The sequence below is a fragment of the Allocoprobacillus halotolerans genome, from assembly GCF_024399475.1.
In the GTDB taxonomy this organism is placed as follows: domain Bacteria; phylum Bacillota_I; class Bacilli_A; order Erysipelotrichales; family Coprobacillaceae; genus Allocoprobacillus; species Allocoprobacillus halotolerans.
On sequence record NZ_CP101620.1, the window covers coordinates 407,871 to 427,897 of the forward strand.

Here is a 20,027-nt window from a genome sequence, read left to right on the forward strand (position 1 = left end):
GAATTTACTACTTCCAAAAAGTCCCTCCTTTATGCAACATATCAATTTTTTTGATGTGATAGAGTTTTATAAAAGCCACCTTTCGATGACCTTTATTTGCAACAATTTGATTGATTTTCAGTATTTGGTGTTGTTAATTCTAACAATCGTTTTGACGCATATTCACTTCCACTTTTACTTAGGCTGTAATGCGTCCATTTACCCTCTTGTCTTGCATTAACAATACCAGAGTCGCAAAGTATTTTCATGTGATAAGATAAAGCTGATTGTCCTATGTTCATGTTTTCAATTAGAACACACGCACATTTTTCCCCACTCTTTAAGTAGTCTAAAATAGTAAGCCTTTTTGTATCACAAAGAGCCTTAAAAATCTTTGCGTCTTTAGAAAAATCATTCATTGTTATCACTCCTCACATCAAATAATTTTGATATATAAATCATAAACTATATAAGGCAGTTTGTCAATATATCATATCAAAATATTTTGATATATTCTTATTTCTTCCTCTTGTCCGTTTCTAACAGAAAAGAAAAAGTATGTATTTTCAATGCAGAAAATATTTATGGGTATACTGATTTTTATTGTGGAAGATATATGGAACTGTTATAATATAGGTATGAAGAAAGCAACAAATATGAATTTTTAGAGAAGATGAAGATATGAGATAATAAGTAACATTTCAGTTTTATTTAATTGGGAATTTTGAGAGGAAACAGATATGGAAGCAGTTAAAAATTATTATGGTAGTCTATGCACAGAAATGTACGAGATTTTACACAAAGATGCACCGCAGGATGAATTATCATTTTATCTTTCTTATGCGGAAAAGAAATGAAAATTTTAGAACCTTTATGTGGAAGTGGAAGATTCTTAGTTCCCTTTTTGGAAAGAGGATTTGATATATGTGGAATGGATTTGTCTGCTGAAATGCTTACAAAATTAAAAGAAAAAGCACCCACTGCAAAGGTGATTCAAGCGGACATTTTAAAATATGATTCAGGAGAAAAATTCGATTATATTTTTATATGTTCTGGTTCAGTATCCTTATTTACTAATATGAAGATGTGCAAAGAAATTTTGCAAAAGATGAAATGCCTGTTAAAAAAAGATGGCAAATTTGTTTTTGCAGTTGAAACAGTCGCAGATAGATGTCCGGATGATTTAGATTACAAGACTTTAATATCTGTCAAGACAGAAGAAGGATATGAATTGATACTTAAGATGAAAAATTACTATGATGAAAAAACTCATACACAGTATTCCCCAAGTATTTATGAATTGTATGCCGAAACAAAATTGATACAGAAAGAAGAAATGGATTTTCAAACGCATCTATATGAATTGGGAGAGTTAGAACCTTATTTATACGAGATAGGATTTGCTAAAGTAACGGTGTATTCGTCTTATGATAAAGTGATTGCGGAAAATAATCAGACCAAAATGTTTTTGTATGAATGTTCGTTTTGATAAATTTCAGTTTGACAATTTCATATCCAATAGGGTAGAGGAATAAATTCAATGATTTATTGCCCCTCCCCTTGAATCGTACGTACGGGTCTCGTATACGGCTCTACATTTATATCGCTATCACAAACTCTTAAGATAGTAATTAAGGGGATGGACTAAACCTGGTCTGTCCCCTTTCTTTATGCCTAGAACCGTTGGTGATAATATGAAGTTTACTACTTGTAATCCACTTCTCCTATACTCAGGGTAAGACATACATCTTTTTTCTATCTTCACAAGTTCTTGATTTACTGTCTTGGTTTTACGTTTACCTTTTGGATTTCGGTTTGTGTAGCAACTTTATCCACCATTTAGCCTCATCAAGTTTCTGTTCGTAACCTCGAAGATTTCGCTACACCACTTCCTTCACCCCTAACTTCACTGTTAACAGCTTGTGGTTCACTACACTTGGCGGTAAATACCCGTGGTTGGACTTTCACTAACTAGATGTATGCCATGCCTGGTACACTACACAAAAATAGCTATGAAAACATAGCTATTTTGATACAAAATAATCACGAAAAACAATTTTTAAAAATATGATTGATTTTAAACATATAAAGAAGTTTGAAAAACTTATCTAAGTCATCAATAAATGTTTCAAAGTGAAAATACATATCTATCATCAATACCAAAAATATATTATTCAATCACAAACTCCCCATAGTAAGATTTTTCATCATAATCAGCCGCTTCTCTCAAATCATCAATTTCTTTTCCTATACGATACTTTCCTGTTGATAATTCACCATATAAAGACTGCCAATCTATATCCCATGATGTTAATTGATTTTGTTGAATAATCAATGCATCTGATGGCCAAACAGGATTCTCTAATGGTTTTAATTCCTGCCATTTGTCATCAACCTTCTGTTCAATCCAATATTTTTCACCCGTTTGTAACTCACCGGTGATTTCACCACCATTTTGACTACAAAATAAAGTAAGTGAAGTTGAAGTCACATCTTCAACATATAATTCAATTCCCCAACTATCATCTGTTTCAATTAATTGAGCTGTTGTTTCTTGTTGTGTTGTTGGTGTATCTTTGGTTTCTTGACACCCTACTATCATAAAAGATAATAGACATAAAACAAAAATTCTTTTCATATAAACTCCTTTTATTTAAATAGACAAGTTGCTTGAATAGCCTTTTGCCATTGTTGATAATAATATAAAGCTTTTTGTGGTTCCATAGTGGCATGATAAGTCTTTGATATTTGATGTTTCTTTTTTATATCTTCTTGACTTTGATAAAAACCAATAGCTAAACCTGCCAAATAAGCTGCTCCTAAAGCTGTTGTTTCTTTTACTGATGGTTTTACAATATCTATATTTAAAATATCACTTTGATATTGCATTAAAAACTCATTTTGGGTTGCGCCACCATCCACCGATAAACTTGTGAGTGCCATATTGGCTTCCTTTTGCATGACTTCAATCACATCTCGACTTTGATAACAGATAGATTCCAATGCCGCACGTACAATATGTTGACGCGTTGTTCCCCTTGTTAAACCAAACATCGTTCCTCTCACATCATTGTCCCAATAAGGTGTTCCTAAACCCACAAAAGCAGGTACAAGATAAACCCCTTCGTTATCTTGTAAAGATTTTGCCATTGTCTCCGTTTCACTAACATTTTGAAAGAGCTGTAAACCATCTCTCAACCACTGCATCACACTTCCACCAATAAAAACGGAACCTTCCAATGCATAAGTTACCTGGCCATCAATGCCCCATGCAATTGTCGTTAATAAACCATTATCAGAAATAACAGGTTCTTGACCAGTATTCATTAAAATAAAACATCCTGTTCCATAAGTATTTTTTATATCCCCTGATTGAAAACATGCGTGTCCAAATAAGGATGCCTGTTGATCTCCAGCCACACCACAAATAGGCGCTCTAAAATGAAGTCCACTAATCAATGTTTCATCACTATATCCATAAATACCTGATGAAGCTTTGACTTCTGGTAACATATTTTGAGGAATATCAAATAATTTCAATAAATCTTCATCCCATTTTAAATCATGAATATTATAAAGTAAAGTTCTTGAGGCATTCGTATAATCTGTCGCATGAACCTTTCCACCTGTCAATTTCCAAATCAACCATGTATCAATCGTTCCAAATAAAAGATTATCCACATTGACATGATCTACATGATCTAAAATCCATCTGATTTTACTGGCACTAAAATAAGGATTTATAATCAATCCAGTTTTTTCTTGAATCATTGGACTATATCCTTTTTCAATCAATTCATCACAAATATCCTGTGACTGACGTGACTGCCAAACAATCGCATGATAAATAGGTTCTCCTGTAGTTTTATCCCATACAACTGTTGTTTCTCTTTGATTCGTAATGCCAATTGCTTTGATTTGTTGAGATTGAATATTATCAATTGTAAATAATGATTGTACCACTTCTACCACTGAGTTCCATATTTCTTTAGCATCATGTTCGACCCATCCTGAATGAGGGAAATATTGTTTAAACTCTCTTTGTTGCATATGGCATAACTTACCATTTTGGTCAAATAAAATAGCACGGGTACTTGTTGTTCCTTGATCAATCGCTAAAATATATTCTTTCATAAACATTCTCCTTTTTTCTATTATATCAATTTTAAAAATAAAAAACGACTGATTTTACATCAATCGCTTGAAATCATTCACCTTTCCATAAACCAGCTAAAATATCTTTTAAGACCAAAAAGGCATCTAAGTCATTATATTGATAATGTTGTTTTAAATGGTTAAGTAAATTCTTGATAATAGGCAAGGCTCACTTCTTGCGGATAACGGGCTAAGATAGGATATTTTTCACTCCAAAGTTTTGTCCAATCCACCTTTTTATTCACTTCATCACTGATATTTTCAATCGTTGTTTTGATTTCTTCAACATCTATGTCAAAAGAAATCAATTCATCTAAAGTCACATGATAAATCAACGAAAGCGATGTTTGGATTGTCAAAATAGAATACCAAACATAAGAAAAAGAGTCATAAATACAATGTTTATGGCTCTTTGAATATAAAATATCTAAATCTTTAAAATGTCGGAATACCCCTTTCCCATTTTGAAATGATTTGACGACTCACCCCTAATTTTTCTGCAACTTCTTCTTGTGATAAGCCACTCTTTTTTCTTGCTTGAAATAAATGTTCTCCTAATTTCATAATCTTCCTCCTCACTATTATTGTAAAAAAAGAAAGACATCATGTCTATCTCTAAAAGAGGTCAATTTAGCACGCAAAACAAACAAATCTATTGAATCTGTTCCTTTTTAACACGTTTAAGTATCTCAATTGCGACTAACCCCGTTAAAATCCCTGTTGGAATAGATGTAATAAGTAGTGGAATAACATAAACCATCATACCAGCAAAAGAAAAGATAAAAGCGACAACTGCAACTTGTCCAATATTATGGAAAATAGCTGAAACGATAGAAGTTGAAACCATTGGTAATATACCAAATTTATAAATAATAGCTAAGGCTAAACTACTTAAAAAGACACCTCCACAACTAATAAAGAAAGGGTTTTGCATAAAAACACCTGTTAATAAACTTGAAATCAAAACTCTAAAGATATTCACAATAAACATTTCTTTAGCTCCATAAAGCTGAATAACAACCAAGGAAATAATATTAGCTAAACCAAGTTTTGCACCAACGGGCAAAGGGACAGGGATAGCTGATTCAATGGTATGCAAGACAATCGCAATGGCACTTAATAAGGCCAAATAAATCATCTTTCTTGTTTTTTTATGATTCATACTGTACTCCTTTTTGAATATATTCTAAAGCAATTTGTTTTAATGTCTGATATTCCTGATTAACTTGTGGATTAACAGGCTGTAAACGTTCAAAAGAACGTTCCACCCAATGATAATCATGAATATATTGAATGCTAGATTCAAAATGTAAATCAAAGATAAATGCGATATAAGATAACCACATATCTATATGTGTTTGTCGATTCGGTGCATAAATCAATTCTTGATGAAAAAATTGTTGATAAATGGCTGGTGAAATATGCTCCTGATTAACTTTATCTAAGCTAACATATAAAATATCTTCAATTCTTTCTTCCTCTTTGACACGAAAATTATCTAATTTATCACTATCTCGAATCAGATGAATAAATAATAATGATCTTTCATCAAAGCCATCATCAATGCGATAACGATTATGTTGTTCAATCGCATCTTGAATAATCTTATCATATTGACAATCTTCAATAAATCCTCTAATCAATCCTTGTTCAAATAAAAGTTGACTAGAAAACAAGGCATGGTCAATTGTTTTGTGATCAGCAAAACTTTCAAATCTCATCCATTGATCAAAACGTCCAATATCATGCAACAGAGCTATCAAAGAAGCCAAATCACTATTTTCTTTAGATAAATGCAACTGCTTGCAAAGATATTCACTACATTCCATAACTTTATAAGTATGAACAACTTTTAAACGAATGGAAGGAATCGTCATATCATATTGACTGATATAGTTTTGAAATGCTTTTTTGGCTTTGTATAAATCAATCATGATGAATCACCTCTAATAAAGTCTGCATATCTTCTAAAGCAATTTGCCCTGGTGCAGATGTTTGTCCAACACTGGCAAATGTGATGACTGAACCCGTCAATTCACCAACAATTCTTGAAATCTTTCCCATTGATCCCATTGACATTGTCACAAGTGGTCTGTTTAATCTTTGGGACATTTCTATTGTTGTATTTAATAAATGAATCACATCTTTATAACTATTTGGCATGACTGCCATCTTACAAATATCAGCACCTAGAATTTCCATACTTTCTATTCGTTTTTTCATTTCCATAACATCCGGTGTTTTTTCAAAATCATGGTTAGACATCAATACTTTTATACCATTTTCATGAGCAATTTCAACAAGCTGATAAACAAGGACATTACCACTTTCTATTTCAATATCAACTATATCAACACATTGACTTTGACAAGCAACCTGTATCAATGATAAATATTCCTGATCACTAAGTTGAATGTGTCCTCCTTCTTTTAAAGAACGATAAGTGAATAATATAGGATATTGCGTTAATTGTCTGATTTGTTGTAATAAGTCTTGAACTTTATCTAAATCATGTATATCCTGATAAAAATCAATACGTAGTTCAATCAAATCCAATGTATATGATTGTAACTGTTGTACTTGTTGAATAATTGAAGATGTTGATGTTTCAACAATGGGAACACATATTTTAGGTTTTCCCTCACCTATCTTCAATTGTCGTACTTGACATATTTTCATACAATTCCTCCTGATGGCAAGCCTCTAAAAATAAAGTGATTTCTTGCATTGTTTCTAAGTAAGCATCACGTAATAAAAAATGATTACCATGTCTAATTATTTTTAAAATTCCATAAGGTAAACTTTTGGCGATTTGTTTCGTATCACTTTCTTTAATCATATCAAATTCTCCAGCTAATACAAGCACTGGTATAGAAATATCATGTAACTGTTGATATTCAATTTGTGGTTGTGTCAACATTAATTTATATAACTGGAAAGTCAATCTGGCTTTCTTTTGATATAAAGAAAAGACAGCTAGACATATCATTTGTAAATAAAAAGTCAAACGATAAAATGGTTTAATCGCTTTTGGTTTGGTATTAGCTCCAATACTGACAACATGTTTTAAACGTGTATCTGTTTGTGCCAATAACAATGAAGTAATCGCTCCATCACTAAAACCAATCACATCATAGGCTTCTAATTCAAGTTCATTAATAACCTGCAAGACATCTTGAACCATTTGATGATAAGATAACTCACCAGCATGAATACTTTTGCCATGATAGCGTGAGTCAATACAAATACACTGATAGTGCTTAGACAACTTTTCAACAACATGATCAAAAATATGATGATCTTCTCCATTTCCATGTAAAAAAAGAATTGGAAAACCTTTTCCTGTTATTTCATAATAAATATCTTTCATTTCCATTCACCTTTTAACATTATAATCATTTTTTCTATGTGAGTAAAATATTTTTTCCTAATTATTCGTATAATACATAAGAAATCGACAATACTTCGGTTAACCGAAATAATATAGAATAGAAAAGGTGATGTTTATGTATTTGAAAAATTTATTAGCCAAGAAAAACATGTCATGTTATCGTCTTTCTAAACAAAGTGGAATACCACAATCTACCATTCATGATTTAGTTAATGGCAAGTCTAATATCATGAAATGTTCTGTTAAAACGCTCTATAAATTATCTACAACCTTAAATATAAAAATGGATGATTTAGTCACTTGTATAACAGATGAATAGAACAACAATTCAAGAGTATCTTTTGATGTCTTTAAAAGTCATATTTGTCATCTTGTTAAGGATAAAGGTGATATAAACTTTATGATTGATTTATTAGAAAATGATGATATAAGGAACAAAAAGCTTGTTAAACCTTTATATCCTGCACGTTTAAAGATTTTGTATAAAGTTTTAGATAAAAAATATGATGATGTTTTCAGTCAAGCAATTCCCGAGTTCTTACATTTTAATATTATAAAAAGTGATATTAGAAATGCCTGCTAAAATAGAATTTTCTAATATTTTGAATATCAGAATAATGAATAGAGAATATTTAATAGCTATGAAATTGAAATCATTTAGATATTATAAAAATGATATATCTGATATTATTGAAATTTTAAAGGAACATCAAGATAGAAATGATCCGATTTCATTACAAGAAATTTGTACTGCAGTTGAAAATCTTTATGGAAATTGGAATTCAAAGGAGATAATGACTTCATTTGATGAAAAATATCCTGACATTATTCAAAAAGATAATATCAATGACATCATTCTATCCTTAAAACAAAAAAAGAACTCAAAATAATCATCAAAAATATCTATCATGTCAAAAAGTATATTGCAAAATACTAACTCCTAGTATAATCATTTTTTATAAATCGAATAGGGGCTAAGAATTAATATCTTTCGCCCCTTTCACAACACCATGCATAGGGTCCCCTACACGGCGTTTCATAAGTTTATAGAATTGTAATAGTCTAGTGCACTGATAAACCCAAAGCTTTTCAGTCTTTCGTTTGTCAGTGTTCTAGAGAGTATAAAGCTATTGGCTATATGCCAGTAGCCTTTTCTTGTATTTGCCCATTCCCATGCCTTTTTCCTGTTTATTCCTAACTTTTGTAGATTTTTATATCTCGTCCTTACCAGTTTCCATCTCTTCCAGTATATCATTCGTATTCTTCGTCTTAACCATGAGTCAACTTTACCAAGATACACTTTCATATCGGCTACCCTGTAATAGTTTATCCATCCCGTCATATAGAGTTTTAATTCTTGGCCTAATTGTTTACTACTGACAGGTCTGTTTCTTTTTGTGATTTCCTTGATTCTTCTTTTCATCTTTTCTCTTGATTTCTTATGAACAGTGATTCGTACGTTACCACTCTTCTCTATATAAAATCCAAATCCTAGAAATTTTATATCAGTAATATAGGCTACTTTTGTTTTCTCCTGGTTGACTTTAACCAATAACTTCTCTTCAAGATACCTCCTCACTGTTTCCTTGACTCTCATTGCACTTCTTTTACTTTTGAATAGTATGACACAGTCATCTGCATATCTTACATATCTATTGCCTCTTCTTTCCATTTCTTTATCAAGTTCATTAAGATAGACATTTGATAGTAATGGACTTAGTGGTCCTCCTTGAGGTACGCCTTTAGTCGTTTCTTCGAATTTATGCTTTACTACGACTCCTGCATTGAGATATTTATGTATGAGTGATATGACTCTTCCATCCTTAATCGTTTGTGACAGTATCTGTATAAGCCTTGAATGATTGACTGTATCAAAGTATTTCTCCAAGTCCAAGTCTACTGTGTATCGATATCCTTCATTGGCATAGTCTACGACTCTTCTTACTGCTTGATGAGCATTTCTTCGAGGTCTAAATCCATAACTGTTTTCACTGAATAGTGGCTCAAAGATAGGCGTAAGTATTTGCACTATCGCTTGTTGAATGACCCTGTCAGTCACAGTTGGAATTCCTAGTCCTCTTTTCTTTCCATTATCTTTTGGTATTTCTACTCTTTTAACGGCTTGTGGACTATAGTGTCCCTCCATGATGAGTTTCTTTAGATAAGACCAGTGCTGTGCGAAATGCGTACGAACTTCTGCGACTTGCATTTTATCTACACCACCACTTCCCTTATTGCTCACAACCCTTTGGATTGCCTTTTCTATATTGGCATCTTCTACGATTGTTTCAAGTAACTTCTCATGTATTACAAATCTATTGGTGTTCTTCGTATGCGATATCTCTTGTTTTGATATAGGATACACTTCTCCATTATTGTCGTATTCCGTACTATCTTCATAGAGTAAGCCTAATGATAGTTGACAGTATCCAATTTTATCCTGAGTATCTTTCATTTCCAGTTCACCTCCTTATGTTCGGTCCTTCGCTAGATAACCATTACAGTTATCATCATCACTACTATGACCTCGGCTGACTTCCTAGGACAAACATTTCCACCATGATTACATTTTCATCATGTCCCTAGGACCTCCCACGGTAAGACATAACACTTTCATCCCATGTACCCACTATCTTTACACCGCTTATTCCGTCGTACTATTGGACTTTGATTTGTCATGCAATCTCATCCAATAAGCATATGCCTTAAATAGTTCGTATTCCTTGGGTCAGGATTTTGTCTCCGACTTCCTTCAGTTCTCACCTTACGATGGATACCTTGTCTTTGACTAGTGGTTGGTAGTACGAAACCCCCACAGTGGACTTTCACCACCAAGTTTTATGCCATGCATGGCACACATGAAGCTCCCGGGTCAAGACCCGGGGTATCTTCACGCTTCGCTTATGCGATGCTATCATATACTCAAATACAACTGCTTATATTCCGTATCTTGTTTACCCTGTTCTTTCACATATTCTCTGATTACTTTTTCGTTTTGATTTTTACCGACAGATGCGATAAAATATCCGTCGCTCCAGAATTGTCCTCCCCATAGTTGTTTTTTGACCTGCGGACACTCAGCAAATATTTGCCTTGCAGTTATACTTTTTATGATTTTTACCAATTTTGAAGGAGCATACTCAGGTGTACTTTGAACAAGAAAATGCACATGATCTTTGTCTGCCCCTATTTCAAGAAAATGTATATAATCATATCTCAGTTCTATCCCAGGCAAATTTGCTTCAGATGTTCTTCAACAGAATCATCAAATACTACGCGACGATATTTTGCCGGACAGACAATGTGGTAAACAAGATTACTCACATTATGTGATAGATGTATAAATTGACTATTTCCCATTATCATCGCCCTCACTCTCGTATGATTGCGAAATCACTCTGTGATTTCGATAATAAATTGTTTTACACAATTTATTATATCATACTTCGTTCGGCTTTACGCAGCAAGCTGCGGGAAATGCCCATTGAGTTCTTCCGTATCCTTCACTCGGATACTTCAGAACTTATTATAGATACATGAGTCCTAATCTAGACATCCAAAAGAAAAATGGATGTCTTTTCATATTGAATAAACAAAAAAGCTGAATGAATCAACTTTTTAAAATTGATTCACTTCAGCCTTAATTATAATCATCTTCAATTAAACCATCGTCACCATCATCTTCTGATGGGTCTTCTTCCTCGTCAGCATAAATATCATTCATATCAATATGCACTTCATCAAATTTATGACGACTTCTTAAATCCCAACGATTTTCACCAACAGTAATAAAACGTCCATCTAAAGTTATATTCGTATAAAATAAAGATTCATTTTCATCTTTATCATCTTGATCAAAACCTTTAATTTCAGAAACTTCCTGCCATAATTTATAGAAATCTACAGGTTTTTTCTTTTTTGTCATTAAATCATAAGCAACATCTGCCATTGAACTTTGTCTATAATCAACCATAATATCCTCCTACATTTTTTCTGGTGCATTGACACCAATTAAATTTAATGCATTTTTTAAAGTGATTTGTGCAGCCTTCACTAAAGCTAATCTTTGTGATGATAATTCTAAATGATTTTCATCAATAACATAACAATCATTATAGAACGAATGGAATAATTGTGCAAGTTTTTGAATGTAATTTGCAATCTTATGAGGTGCTCTTTGTTTTGCACTTTCAACAATTTCATCTCTAAATTCATTGATATGTTTTACAAGTTCAATTTCTTTTTCATGAACTAACAATTCATAGTGTTGAGCCACTTCGATATGAGCTTGTGCTGCCTGTCTTTCAATTGAACACATTCTTGCATGGGCATATTGTGCATAATAAACTGGATTATCATTTGATTTTGATTTTGCAAGTGATAAGTCAAAATCAAATGGTGAACTCGCCGCTTTAGATACAAAGAAATAACGTGAGGCATCAACTCCGATATCTTCAATTAAATCTTTAATTGTTACAGCATTTCCAGTACGCTTACTCATTTTCACAACTTCACCATTTTCTACCATACGTACCATCTGCATAATATCAATATTCAACTGATCAGCATTATACCCTAGTGCTTGAATAGCTGCCTTCATACGTTGAATATAACCATGATGATCAGCACCTAATAAATCAACTAAATATTGATAACCACGATCTAGCTTATTCAAATGATATGCAATATCAGGCGTTAAATATGTATAACTTCCATCACTTTTAATTAACACACGATCTTTATCATCACCAAATTCTGTAGATTTAAACCATAAAGCCCCTTCACTTTCATAAGTATAGCCTTCATCTTTTAGTTTCTGGATAGTTGGTTCAATTTTATTATCTTCATACAATGATGTTTCACTAAACCAAACATCATGAACAACTCTAAACTCCTTTAAAATATCTTTAATCTTCTGTAACTCATGTTCAGTTCCAATTTTTCTAAAATAAGTAATGGCTTCTTCTTGAGACACATTTAAGAAACGATCTCCAAATTCTTCTTTTAAATTTTCAGCAATTTGAATAATATCAGGTCCATGATAACCATCTTCAGGTAACGATGCATCTTGACCAAAAGCCTGCAAATATCTAGCATATAAAGATAATGCCAAGTTCGTAATCTGATTTCCAGCATCATTAATATAATATTCACTTGTGACATCATAACCAGCAGCTTTCATAATACGACAAATACTATCACCTACTGATGCTCCTTTTGCATGTCCTAAGTGAAGATCACCAGTTGGATTAGCTGAAACAAACTCAATATTATATTTGATACCTTGGCCATAATCAGAATGACCATAATGATCTTGTTCATCTAAAACATCTTTAATCACAGAAGTCATTGCATCTTTTCTTAAAAATAAATTAATAAATCCAGGTCCAGCCATTTCTACACGTTCAATATGTCCTGTTTCTAAATCCAATGCATCAATAATAGCTTGAGCAATTTCTCTAGGATTTCTTCTTAACACTTTTGTTAGTTGCATAGCGATATTCGTAGAATAATCACCATGTGCTTTATCTTTTGGAATTTCTATTACAATTTGATCAATTGGATAATCTTCCACAAATTTTAAATCAATCACTGCTTTTTGTAAGACCTTCTTTAATGAAAGTTCTATTTTATTAATAGCCATAGTACCCTCCTTCTTACCATACTTTTAATACAATATCATATTTAACGATATAGTCAACATTTTTTCTACATTAATGGTGCAAATAATCTTAAAATAGCTTCATATATTCCTCTAAAACGACGACTCTGTTTTAAAGTGACTTTTTGTGAGAGAGCTAATGTTTCTTGAAAATCTCTGGAAATGTCTTGAATAACAGATTTTTGTGTCATCATGATATTACATTCAAAATGTAAATATAAACTACGATAATCAAAATTAATTGTTCCTACCGTCGCAATTCTTTGATCACATAAAACCATTTTAGCATGTACAAAACCTGGTTGATATTCATAGAACTCCACTCCCTCTTTCATCAAAGAATAATAATAGGAACGGGTTACATGATAAACATTCTTCTTATCTGGAATCCCTGGCGTAATAATTTGTATTCGAACACCTTTTCTTCGTGCTAATAAAAAAGCCTTCATCATTGTTTCATCAATAATAAAATAAGGCGTCATAATTAAAATTTCCTCTTGGGCCTGATTGATCATATTTAAATAAATATGTTCTCCTGTATCTTCATGATCCACTGGTGAATCCCCATAAGCCACAACATAGCCATCATCTTGAATAGGTGGTAAATCACTAGGTTGATATTGCTTATAATCGTGATCTTGATGCCTATAAGCATTCCATGTGGATAGAAACATCGTTGTTAAATTCCAGACACCTTGTCCTTCTAAACGAATACCTGTATCTTTCCAATGTCCAAAGCGCATTTTGACATTCATATACTCATCCGCCAGATTAAAACCACCACTATATCCAATATTTCCATCAATAATACAAATCTTACGATGATCACGATGATTCATCGCTATTGAAACCAAAGGTATAAAAGGATTAAAAACAACACATTGAATGCCCATCTTTTCTAATTTCTTTTCAAAATGATAAGGCAATGTTGTTAAACTACCTACATCATCATAAATCAATCGAACTTCTACACCTTCTTGAACCTTTTTTCTAATATATCCAAAATACTTTGAAATATCAAACCTTCAGATACAATAAAATACTCCATAAAAATATATCTTTGAGCTTGTTTGAGATCTTTCAATAAATCCCCATAACAATAATCACCTAAAGCATAATAACGACACTGTGTTTGTAAATAAGTTCCATATCCCAAATCAGACAAATAAGTCAAAGCATCTTGTTTAGACTCACTTAAAGTGAAAGACACATCATTTTCTAACAACATCTCTGGATTCATATCATCAATGATAGGTTGTAAGATCTTTCTAATCTTTCTTGATGGTTTTTTATTTCCAATGAATAAATACAACAATCCTCCAAACATTGGAAATAATAATACAATAATAATCCATGATATTTTATAAGAAGGATTTTCATCTTTATTCACTAACCATAAAACAACAATAAGACTCATAGCACGCATCAATGGCTGTATCCATGTATGATGTAACCATAGTTTTCTACCTATAAAAAACATCCAGACAAGCTGTAAGAATATAAGAAAACCAAAAATAACAATACGATTTAAAAAGATTTTAAAGATTTTCATGCATCTTCTCCAATGATTTCATCTTTAAAAGTCACCATAATATAAACCGTTGAAATTAATCCTTGATGATCATACAAAGCATATTTCATTTTTAAGACATCATCTCCACTTTGAAATTTCATCAATTCTGTTTTTAATTCTACCATTCCATAAGGTAACTGATACTGATTCCATACCATTTTCTCTTTATGAAATCTTAAAAGAGAATCACCATTTTTCAAATGAACTTCTTTGTCATCATAAGAAATTTGAATTTTTCCTTGTGAAGTTTGAAAATACAGATTTGTCTTTTGTCCATAACATATATAACCCTTGGCTTTATATTCAACTGTCTGTTGATCTCCATCTTGTTTAAAAATTGCTTTGTAATGAATTTGTTTTGTTTGATTCATTTTACATCACCGCTACCATTATAACAAAATCATTAAAGAAAAGTCACGTTTTATTTCTTATTCCCATATTTTATAGCTTTTATGAATAGAAATATATCTTTTCGGTAAAAATGAAAAAATGAGGTGATGTCAATGAAGACAGTGATAAAATGGTTAAGAAGAATAGTCATTACTGGTTTTGTATTGATGATAGGTATTTATTCAATCAGTTATTTGATGGTAGCCCCAGATTTAAATGGGGGACATATTATTCGTATGTATGATCAAAATCAAAAACTTTTTTATCAATCTCAACAACAAAGCAATGATGTTTCACTTAAAGATGTTTCACCTTATTTTTAAAAAGTATTGTTGCTATTGAAGATCATCGTTTTTATGAACATCGTGGTTTTGATCCTGTTGGTATTTTACGTGCTTTGAAAGCTAATATCAGTGAACAGGGAAATGTGGAAGGAGCCAGTACCATATCACAACAATACGCAAGATTGATGTTTTTAAATAATGATAAAACATGGTCAAGAAAGATTCAAGAAGCTTTTTTAACAGTACGTTTAGAAGCACATTATAATAAAGATACGATTTTACAAGGTTATATCAATACAGTTTATTTTGGACATGGTATATATGGTATTGAAAATGCGAGTCTTTATTATTTTAATAAAGAACCGCGTGATTTAGATTTAAATGAAGCCAGTATGTTAGCAGGTGTTATTAATGGTCCCGAATATTATTCTCCATTTAAAGATTTAAAAGCCGCTAAAAGTAGACAGAAGATTGTTTTAGATGCTTTAGTAGAACAAAATCAAATTACCCAAAAAGAAGCTGATCAAACCTATCAAACTGAAATTCAACTCAATCCTCATCCTTCTTCTACTATTCAATGTGCCTATCCTTATTATCGTGACTGTGTGATAAGTGAATTAAAAGAACTTGGTTTTTACAGTGAAGAATATGTCAATCAAGGGCTCAATATTCAAACGACATTAGATACACAAATCCAAGATCAGCTCAATCAAATCGTCAATGAACAAATGAAAGGGCGTGATGAATTAGAAGTATCAAGTATTATCTTAAACAGTCAAACATCAGGTGTTCTTGCATTAATTGGTGGAAAAGATTATGCGTCTTCACAATTTAATCGTGCAACGCAAGCATCACGTCAAGTCGGTTCAACAATGAAACCATTGCTTTATTATATTGCTTTAGAGAATGGCTTTACACCCACAACCAAATTCAAAAGTGAACCAACAACTTTTCAATTAGAAAATGGAAAAACATATACACCTACCAATTTCAACAAAAAATATGCACATGATGATGTGACAATGGCACAGGCGATAGCACTCAGTGATAATATCTATGCTGTGAAAACACATTTGTTTTTAGGAGAACAGGCTTTGGTCAATGCCTTATCTCAATTTGGCTATCAACATATTTCACCCCATCCATCATTGGCACTGGGAACATTAAATACAAATGTCTATGACTTTTCAGCAGTTTATACAACACTTGCACATCATGGAATCTACAACAAAGTTCATACAATTACAAAAATCACTAATAATAATGGTGATATTTTATATGAATACCAGCCAGAAAATAAACAATTACTCAATCAAGATACTTGTTTGATGATGAGCCAATTGTTGACAGCTCCATTTGAAAAATCTTTTCAATCCTATGCCAGTCCTACGATGTTGAATTATCCTGTCAATACGACATTTGCTGCAAAAACAGGTTCTACACCCTATGATTCATTATGTGCAGGTTACAATCCGCAATATACCCTTTTAAGTTGGGTAGGATATGATGATAATCGTGAAATGAATATGACTTCAGATACTAGAATTCCTAAAGTGATTTTTCAGACAATGGCTAATTTTCTTCAAAAAGAAGAACTATGGTATGAACCCACAACCAATCTCAAAAAAATACCTATCAATCCTATCACTGGTGACTATCAAGAAAATGGGCTGGTTTTCTGGTTTAAAGAAACTTGAAATGTTAAATATTTTCAATAAATGACATAAGTTATCATCCAAAACTTAGATCCAATCGTGAATAAAAAAGCAATAACATAGAAAAACAATGGAATCTTAAATGCATTTATGAAAATCATGAAATGATTTTCTATTTACATATTTTGACGAGTATGTTAATATAATGGCAATGAGGGAGTAGTCTCACAATATGTGTGATGTGATCAACAATCGCGAATAATTTATTATTCTGGTGCATCTTAAAGACAAGACTCGTTAAAGAATACAATCTTTAGCGAACTTGTCTTTTTTGTTTGTTGAAGATGATGAATGGAGGAAAAAGTATGTATTATCAAAAGAGTATTGAAGAAACATTAAAAGATTGTCAAACGACAACAGAAGGTCTATCTTCAAAAGAAGCAATGGATAGACAACAAAAATATGGTAAAAATGAATTGGCTGAAAAGAAAAAGAAAGTCCTTTTTTGATTTTCTTAAAACAGTTTCAAGATTTACTTGTAATTATCTTGATTATTGCCGCTATTATTTCAGGATTAAGTGGTCAATTTGAAAGTACATTTGTCATTGTGGCAGTCATTATTATTAATGCCATTTTAGGGACTGTTCAAACATTGAAAGCAGAAAAATCTTTGGAGAGTCTCAAAAAACTTTCTATTCCTAGAGTTAAAGTTTTACGTGATGGGAAATTATGTGAACTCAATTCTAATGAATTAACGATTGGCGATATTGTACAAGTAGAAGCTGGTGATGTTATTAGTGGTGATGGCCGTATCATCGAATCAGCTTCTTTACAAATTAATGAAAGTGCCTTAACTGGAGAGGTTGATAGTGTTGATAAGACAATTGAAACTATTCATGATGATGTAATTGTTGGTGATCAAAAAAACATGGCCTTTTCAGGAAGTTTAGTAACCAATGGAACTGGTCGTTATATTGTGACAAGTATTGGAATGAATACAGAAATCGGAAAAATTGCTTCTATGTTAAATGAAGCAAAAGATCGTAAAACACCTTTACAAAAGAGTTTGGATGATTTTAGTGGAAAATTATCTATTGCGATTATGATTATCTGTGCTATCGTTTTAGCTTTAAATATTTTCTTAGCGCATGAATCTCTACTTGATGCCTTAATGATTGCTGTTGCTTTAGCTGTTGCAGCCATTCCTGAAGCTTTAAGTTCAATTGTAACAATTGTTCTATCAATGAGTACACAGAAAATGGTTAAAGAAAACGCTATTATAAAGAATTTAAATTCAGTAGAAAGCTTAGGTTGTGTATCTGTCATCTGTAGTGATAAAACAGGAACCTTAACACAAAACAAAATGACACCTCAGACGATTTATTTAAATCAAAAGCTTATACAAATCAATGAATTAGATAGTTTTCTTCATGACCACGATGTCCTTTTAAAAGCATGTTTATTATGTAATAATGCAGTCATTAATGGAGAACAAAGAATTGGTGATCCGACTGAATTGGCTTTAATTGATTTAGTGCATTTACACACAAAAAATAATCCAGAATATCAAAATGTCGCAATTCGTCAAAGTGAACTACCTTTTGATTCTGATCGTAAATTAATGAGTGTTTCATCTCAGAATCACCTTTATACTAAAGGAGCACCCGATGTCATTTTAGAAAGATGTTCAACTATCTTAATAAATGGACGTAAAGAAATATTGACTGAACGACACAAAAAAGAAATTCTTCAACAAAATCAAAACTACGCTAATGATGGTTTACGTGTTTTAGGTTTTGCTTATAAAAATTTCAAAAAAGATGTCATCTCTTTCAATGATGAAAGTGATTTAACTTTTGTTGGTTTGGTATCTTTAATGGATCCACCGAGAGAAGAAAGCCAAGATGCTGTAACAAAATGTAAAATGGCTGGTATCAAACCTATCATGATTACAGGCGATCATGTTGTAACAGCGAGAAGCATTGCTAAAAAAATTGGTATTTATGAGGATGGAGATTTATCAATAGATGGACAACAATTAAATCAAATGAGTGATCAGGAACTCGATGAGAAATTGACACAGATTAGTGTTTATGCGCGTGTCGCTCCTGAACATAAGATTCGTATTGTTAAAGCATGGCAAAAACGTGGTGATATAGTTGCCATGACTGGTGATGGTGTTAATGATGCTCCTGCCTTGAAACAAAGTGATATTGGTGTTGCCATGGGAATCACAGGAACTGAAGTTTCTAAAGATGCTGCCAATATGATTTTAACAGATGATAATTTCTCTACGATTGTTAAAGCGGTGATTACTGGTCGTAATGTTTATCGTAATATTAAAAATTCAATTAATTATTTATTATCAGGTAACTTTGCTGGTATCATCTGTGTCTTTATCGCTTCTTTACTTTTATTACCAACACCATTTTTCCCAGTGCACCTATTATTCATGAATTTAATTACAGACTCTTTACCTGCTATTGCGATTGGAATGGAGGCTGGACGTAATGATGTTTTAAAAGAAAAACCTCGCCAAGCCAATGATTCTATTTTAAATAAAACAACCTTCTTACAGATCAGTTATGAAGGTATTGTGATTGCTATTTGTACAATGTGTGCTTATTTAACTGGTTTAAAAGGTGATCCATTAACGGCTTCAACAATGGCCTTTGCTACAATCTGTCTAGCTCGTCTCTTACACGGATTTAACTGCCGTAGTCACCAACCACTTACAAAAATAGGACTTTTTACAAATCGTTCAAGCATTCTTGCCTTTATTATAGGATTTGCATTACTACATTTTATTCTATTTGTACCAGCAATGCATAGATTATTTATGATTCATTCTATTTCAATGACACAACTTTTTGTTATTTATGGTTTTGCACTCTTACCAACATTGATCATTCAAGTAAGAAAAATGCTAACAAAATAA

The 20,027-nt window shown here is 32.1% G+C and carries 22 protein-coding genes and 2 pseudogenes; 8 read left to right on the forward strand and 16 right to left on the reverse strand.

Annotation, left to right across the window (positions count from 1 at the left end; all coding sequences use genetic code 11):
* Positions 1–92: 92 nt before the first annotated feature.
* Complete coding sequence (locus tag NMU03_RS02530; protein ID WP_256164521.1) at positions 93–398, reverse strand: ArsR/SmtB family transcription factor; 306 nt, start codon at positions 396–398, stop codon at positions 93–95.
* A 434-nt stretch (positions 399–832) separates the two neighbouring features.
* Here NMU03_RS02530 and NMU03_RS02535 point away from each other — a divergent pair, with 434 nt between their 5' ends.
* Positions 833–1,468, forward strand: a complete 636-nt coding sequence (locus tag NMU03_RS02535; protein WP_290141026.1) for a class I SAM-dependent DNA methyltransferase — start codon at positions 833–835, stop codon at positions 1,466–1,468.
* A gap of 681 nt (positions 1,469–2,149) precedes the next feature.
* On the opposite strand, the gene NMU03_RS02540 is transcribed toward NMU03_RS02535, so the two are convergent.
* The 8 genes from NMU03_RS02540 to NMU03_RS02575 form a co-directional block, all read right to left on the reverse strand.
* On the reverse strand, positions 2,150–2,617 hold the full coding sequence (locus NMU03_RS02540) for an immunoglobulin-like domain-containing protein (protein ID WP_290141028.1): 468 nt from the start codon (positions 2,615–2,617) through the stop codon (positions 2,150–2,152).
* Positions 2,618–2,628: 11 nt separating this feature from the next.
* The gene (gene glpK, locus NMU03_RS02545) at positions 2,629–4,113 is read right to left on the reverse strand and encodes a glycerol kinase GlpK (RefSeq protein WP_290141029.1); all 1,485 of its coding nucleotides are present in this window, start codon (positions 4,111–4,113) and stop codon (positions 2,629–2,631) included.
* A 161-nt stretch (positions 4,114–4,274) separates the two neighbouring features.
* Positions 4,275–4,493 (reverse strand): hypothetical protein, encoded by a 219-nt coding sequence (locus tag NMU03_RS02550; protein ID WP_290141031.1) that lies wholly within the window; start codon positions 4,491–4,493, stop codon positions 4,275–4,277.
* A gap of 76 nt (positions 4,494–4,569) precedes the next feature.
* Positions 4,570–4,698 (reverse strand): helix-turn-helix domain-containing protein, encoded by a 129-nt coding sequence (locus NMU03_RS02555; RefSeq protein ID WP_290141033.1) that lies wholly within the window; start codon positions 4,696–4,698, stop codon positions 4,570–4,572.
* Positions 4,699–4,786: 88 nt separating this feature from the next.
* Positions 4,787–5,296 carry a Gx transporter family protein gene (locus NMU03_RS02560; RefSeq protein WP_290141035.1) on the reverse strand — a complete coding sequence of 170 codons (510 nt, stop codon included), beginning with the start codon at positions 5,294–5,296 and terminating at the stop codon, positions 4,787–4,789.
* Positions 5,286–6,068 carry an HD domain-containing protein gene (locus NMU03_RS02565; protein ID WP_290141038.1) on the reverse strand — a complete coding sequence of 261 codons (783 nt, stop codon included), beginning with the start codon at positions 6,066–6,068 and terminating at the stop codon, positions 5,286–5,288. The genes NMU03_RS02560 and NMU03_RS02565 overlap by 11 nt, the downstream gene beginning before the upstream one ends.
* Complete coding sequence (aroD, locus tag NMU03_RS02570; protein WP_290141040.1) at positions 6,061–6,813, reverse strand: type I 3-dehydroquinate dehydratase; 753 nt, start codon at positions 6,811–6,813, stop codon at positions 6,061–6,063. The genes NMU03_RS02565 and aroD overlap by 8 nt, the downstream gene beginning before the upstream one ends.
* Positions 6,776–7,504, reverse strand: coding sequence for an alpha/beta fold hydrolase (locus NMU03_RS02575; RefSeq protein ID WP_290141043.1), 729 nt, complete (start codon positions 7,502–7,504; stop codon positions 6,776–6,778). Before NMU03_RS02575 ends, aroD begins: the two co-directional genes overlap by 38 nt.
* A gap of 136 nt (positions 7,505–7,640) precedes the next feature.
* Here NMU03_RS02575 and NMU03_RS02580 point away from each other — a divergent pair, with 136 nt between their 5' ends.
* The 3 genes from NMU03_RS02580 (at position 7,641) to NMU03_RS02590 (ending at position 8,415) form a co-directional block, all read left to right on the forward strand.
* On the forward strand, positions 7,641–7,844 hold the full coding sequence (locus NMU03_RS02580; RefSeq protein WP_290141044.1) for a helix-turn-helix domain-containing protein: 204 nt from the start codon (positions 7,641–7,643) through the stop codon (positions 7,842–7,844).
* A gap of 81 nt (positions 7,845–7,925) precedes the next feature.
* The gene (locus NMU03_RS02585) at positions 7,926–8,108 is read left to right on the forward strand and encodes a hypothetical protein (RefSeq protein WP_290141045.1); all 183 of its coding nucleotides are present in this window, start codon (positions 7,926–7,928) and stop codon (positions 8,106–8,108) included.
* Positions 8,098–8,415 carry a hypothetical protein gene (locus NMU03_RS02590; protein ID WP_290141047.1) on the forward strand — a complete coding sequence of 106 codons (318 nt, stop codon included), beginning with the start codon at positions 8,098–8,100 and terminating at the stop codon, positions 8,413–8,415. The genes NMU03_RS02585 and NMU03_RS02590 overlap by 11 nt, the downstream gene beginning before the upstream one ends.
* A 146-nt stretch (positions 8,416–8,561) precedes the next feature.
* Here NMU03_RS02590 and ltrA read toward each other — a convergent pair whose 3' ends face one another.
* From ltrA to NMU03_RS02625, 7 genes and pseudogenes are all read right to left on the reverse strand, one after another.
* A complete protein-coding gene (gene ltrA, locus NMU03_RS02595; protein ID WP_290139398.1) occupies positions 8,562–9,980 on the reverse strand; it encodes a group II intron reverse transcriptase/maturase in 1,419 nt (472 codons plus the stop codon).
* Between the two features lie 459 nt (positions 9,981–10,439).
* Positions 10,440–10,885: pseudogene (gene tnpA, locus NMU03_RS02600) on the reverse strand (IS200/IS605 family transposase).
* A gap of 280 nt (positions 10,886–11,165) precedes the next feature.
* Entirely contained in the window at positions 11,166–11,498 is a 333-nt protein-coding gene (rpoE, locus tag NMU03_RS02605; RefSeq protein WP_290141049.1) for a DNA-directed RNA polymerase subunit delta, read from the reverse strand.
* A 9-nt stretch (positions 11,499–11,507) separates the two neighbouring features.
* Entirely contained in the window at positions 11,508–13,169 is a 1,662-nt protein-coding gene (gene argS / locus NMU03_RS02610) for an arginine--tRNA ligase (protein WP_290141051.1), read from the reverse strand.
* 65 nt (positions 13,170–13,234) lie between these two features.
* Positions 13,235–14,146 carry a phospholipase D-like domain-containing protein gene (locus tag NMU03_RS02615; RefSeq protein ID WP_290141053.1) on the reverse strand — a complete coding sequence of 304 codons (912 nt, stop codon included), beginning with the start codon at positions 14,144–14,146 and terminating at the stop codon, positions 13,235–13,237.
* Between the two features lie 8 nt (positions 14,147–14,154).
* Positions 14,155–14,739, reverse strand: a complete 585-nt coding sequence (locus NMU03_RS02620) for a PLDc N-terminal domain-containing protein (RefSeq protein ID WP_290141054.1) — start codon at positions 14,737–14,739, stop codon at positions 14,155–14,157.
* Complete coding sequence (locus tag NMU03_RS02625) at positions 14,736–15,131, reverse strand: DUF1934 family protein (RefSeq protein WP_290141056.1); 396 nt, start codon at positions 15,129–15,131, stop codon at positions 14,736–14,738. The genes NMU03_RS02620 and NMU03_RS02625 overlap by 4 nt, the downstream gene beginning before the upstream one ends.
* A gap of 132 nt (positions 15,132–15,263) precedes the next feature.
* On the opposite strand from NMU03_RS02625, the gene NMU03_RS02630 reads away from it, so the two are divergent.
* The 4 genes and pseudogenes from NMU03_RS02630 to NMU03_RS18175 all read left to right on the forward strand — a co-directional run bounded on the left by NMU03_RS02630 (position 15,264) and on the right by NMU03_RS18175 (position 20,027).
* Positions 15,264–15,473, forward strand: coding sequence for a hypothetical protein (locus NMU03_RS02630; RefSeq protein WP_290141058.1), 210 nt, complete (start codon positions 15,264–15,266; stop codon positions 15,471–15,473).
* A 14-nt stretch (positions 15,474–15,487) separates the two neighbouring features.
* Complete coding sequence (locus NMU03_RS02635; protein WP_290142262.1) at positions 15,488–17,131, forward strand: transglycosylase domain-containing protein; 1,644 nt, start codon at positions 15,488–15,490, stop codon at positions 17,129–17,131.
* A 323-nt stretch (positions 17,132–17,454) separates the two neighbouring features.
* Positions 17,455–18,056 (forward strand): annotated as a pseudogene (locus tag NMU03_RS18170) (cation-transporting P-type ATPase); the annotation flags it as partial.
* A gap of 54 nt (positions 18,057–18,110) precedes the next feature.
* On the forward strand, positions 18,111–20,027 hold the full coding sequence (locus tag NMU03_RS18175; RefSeq protein WP_494337168.1) for a cation-translocating P-type ATPase: 1,917 nt from the start codon (positions 18,111–18,113) through the stop codon (positions 20,025–20,027).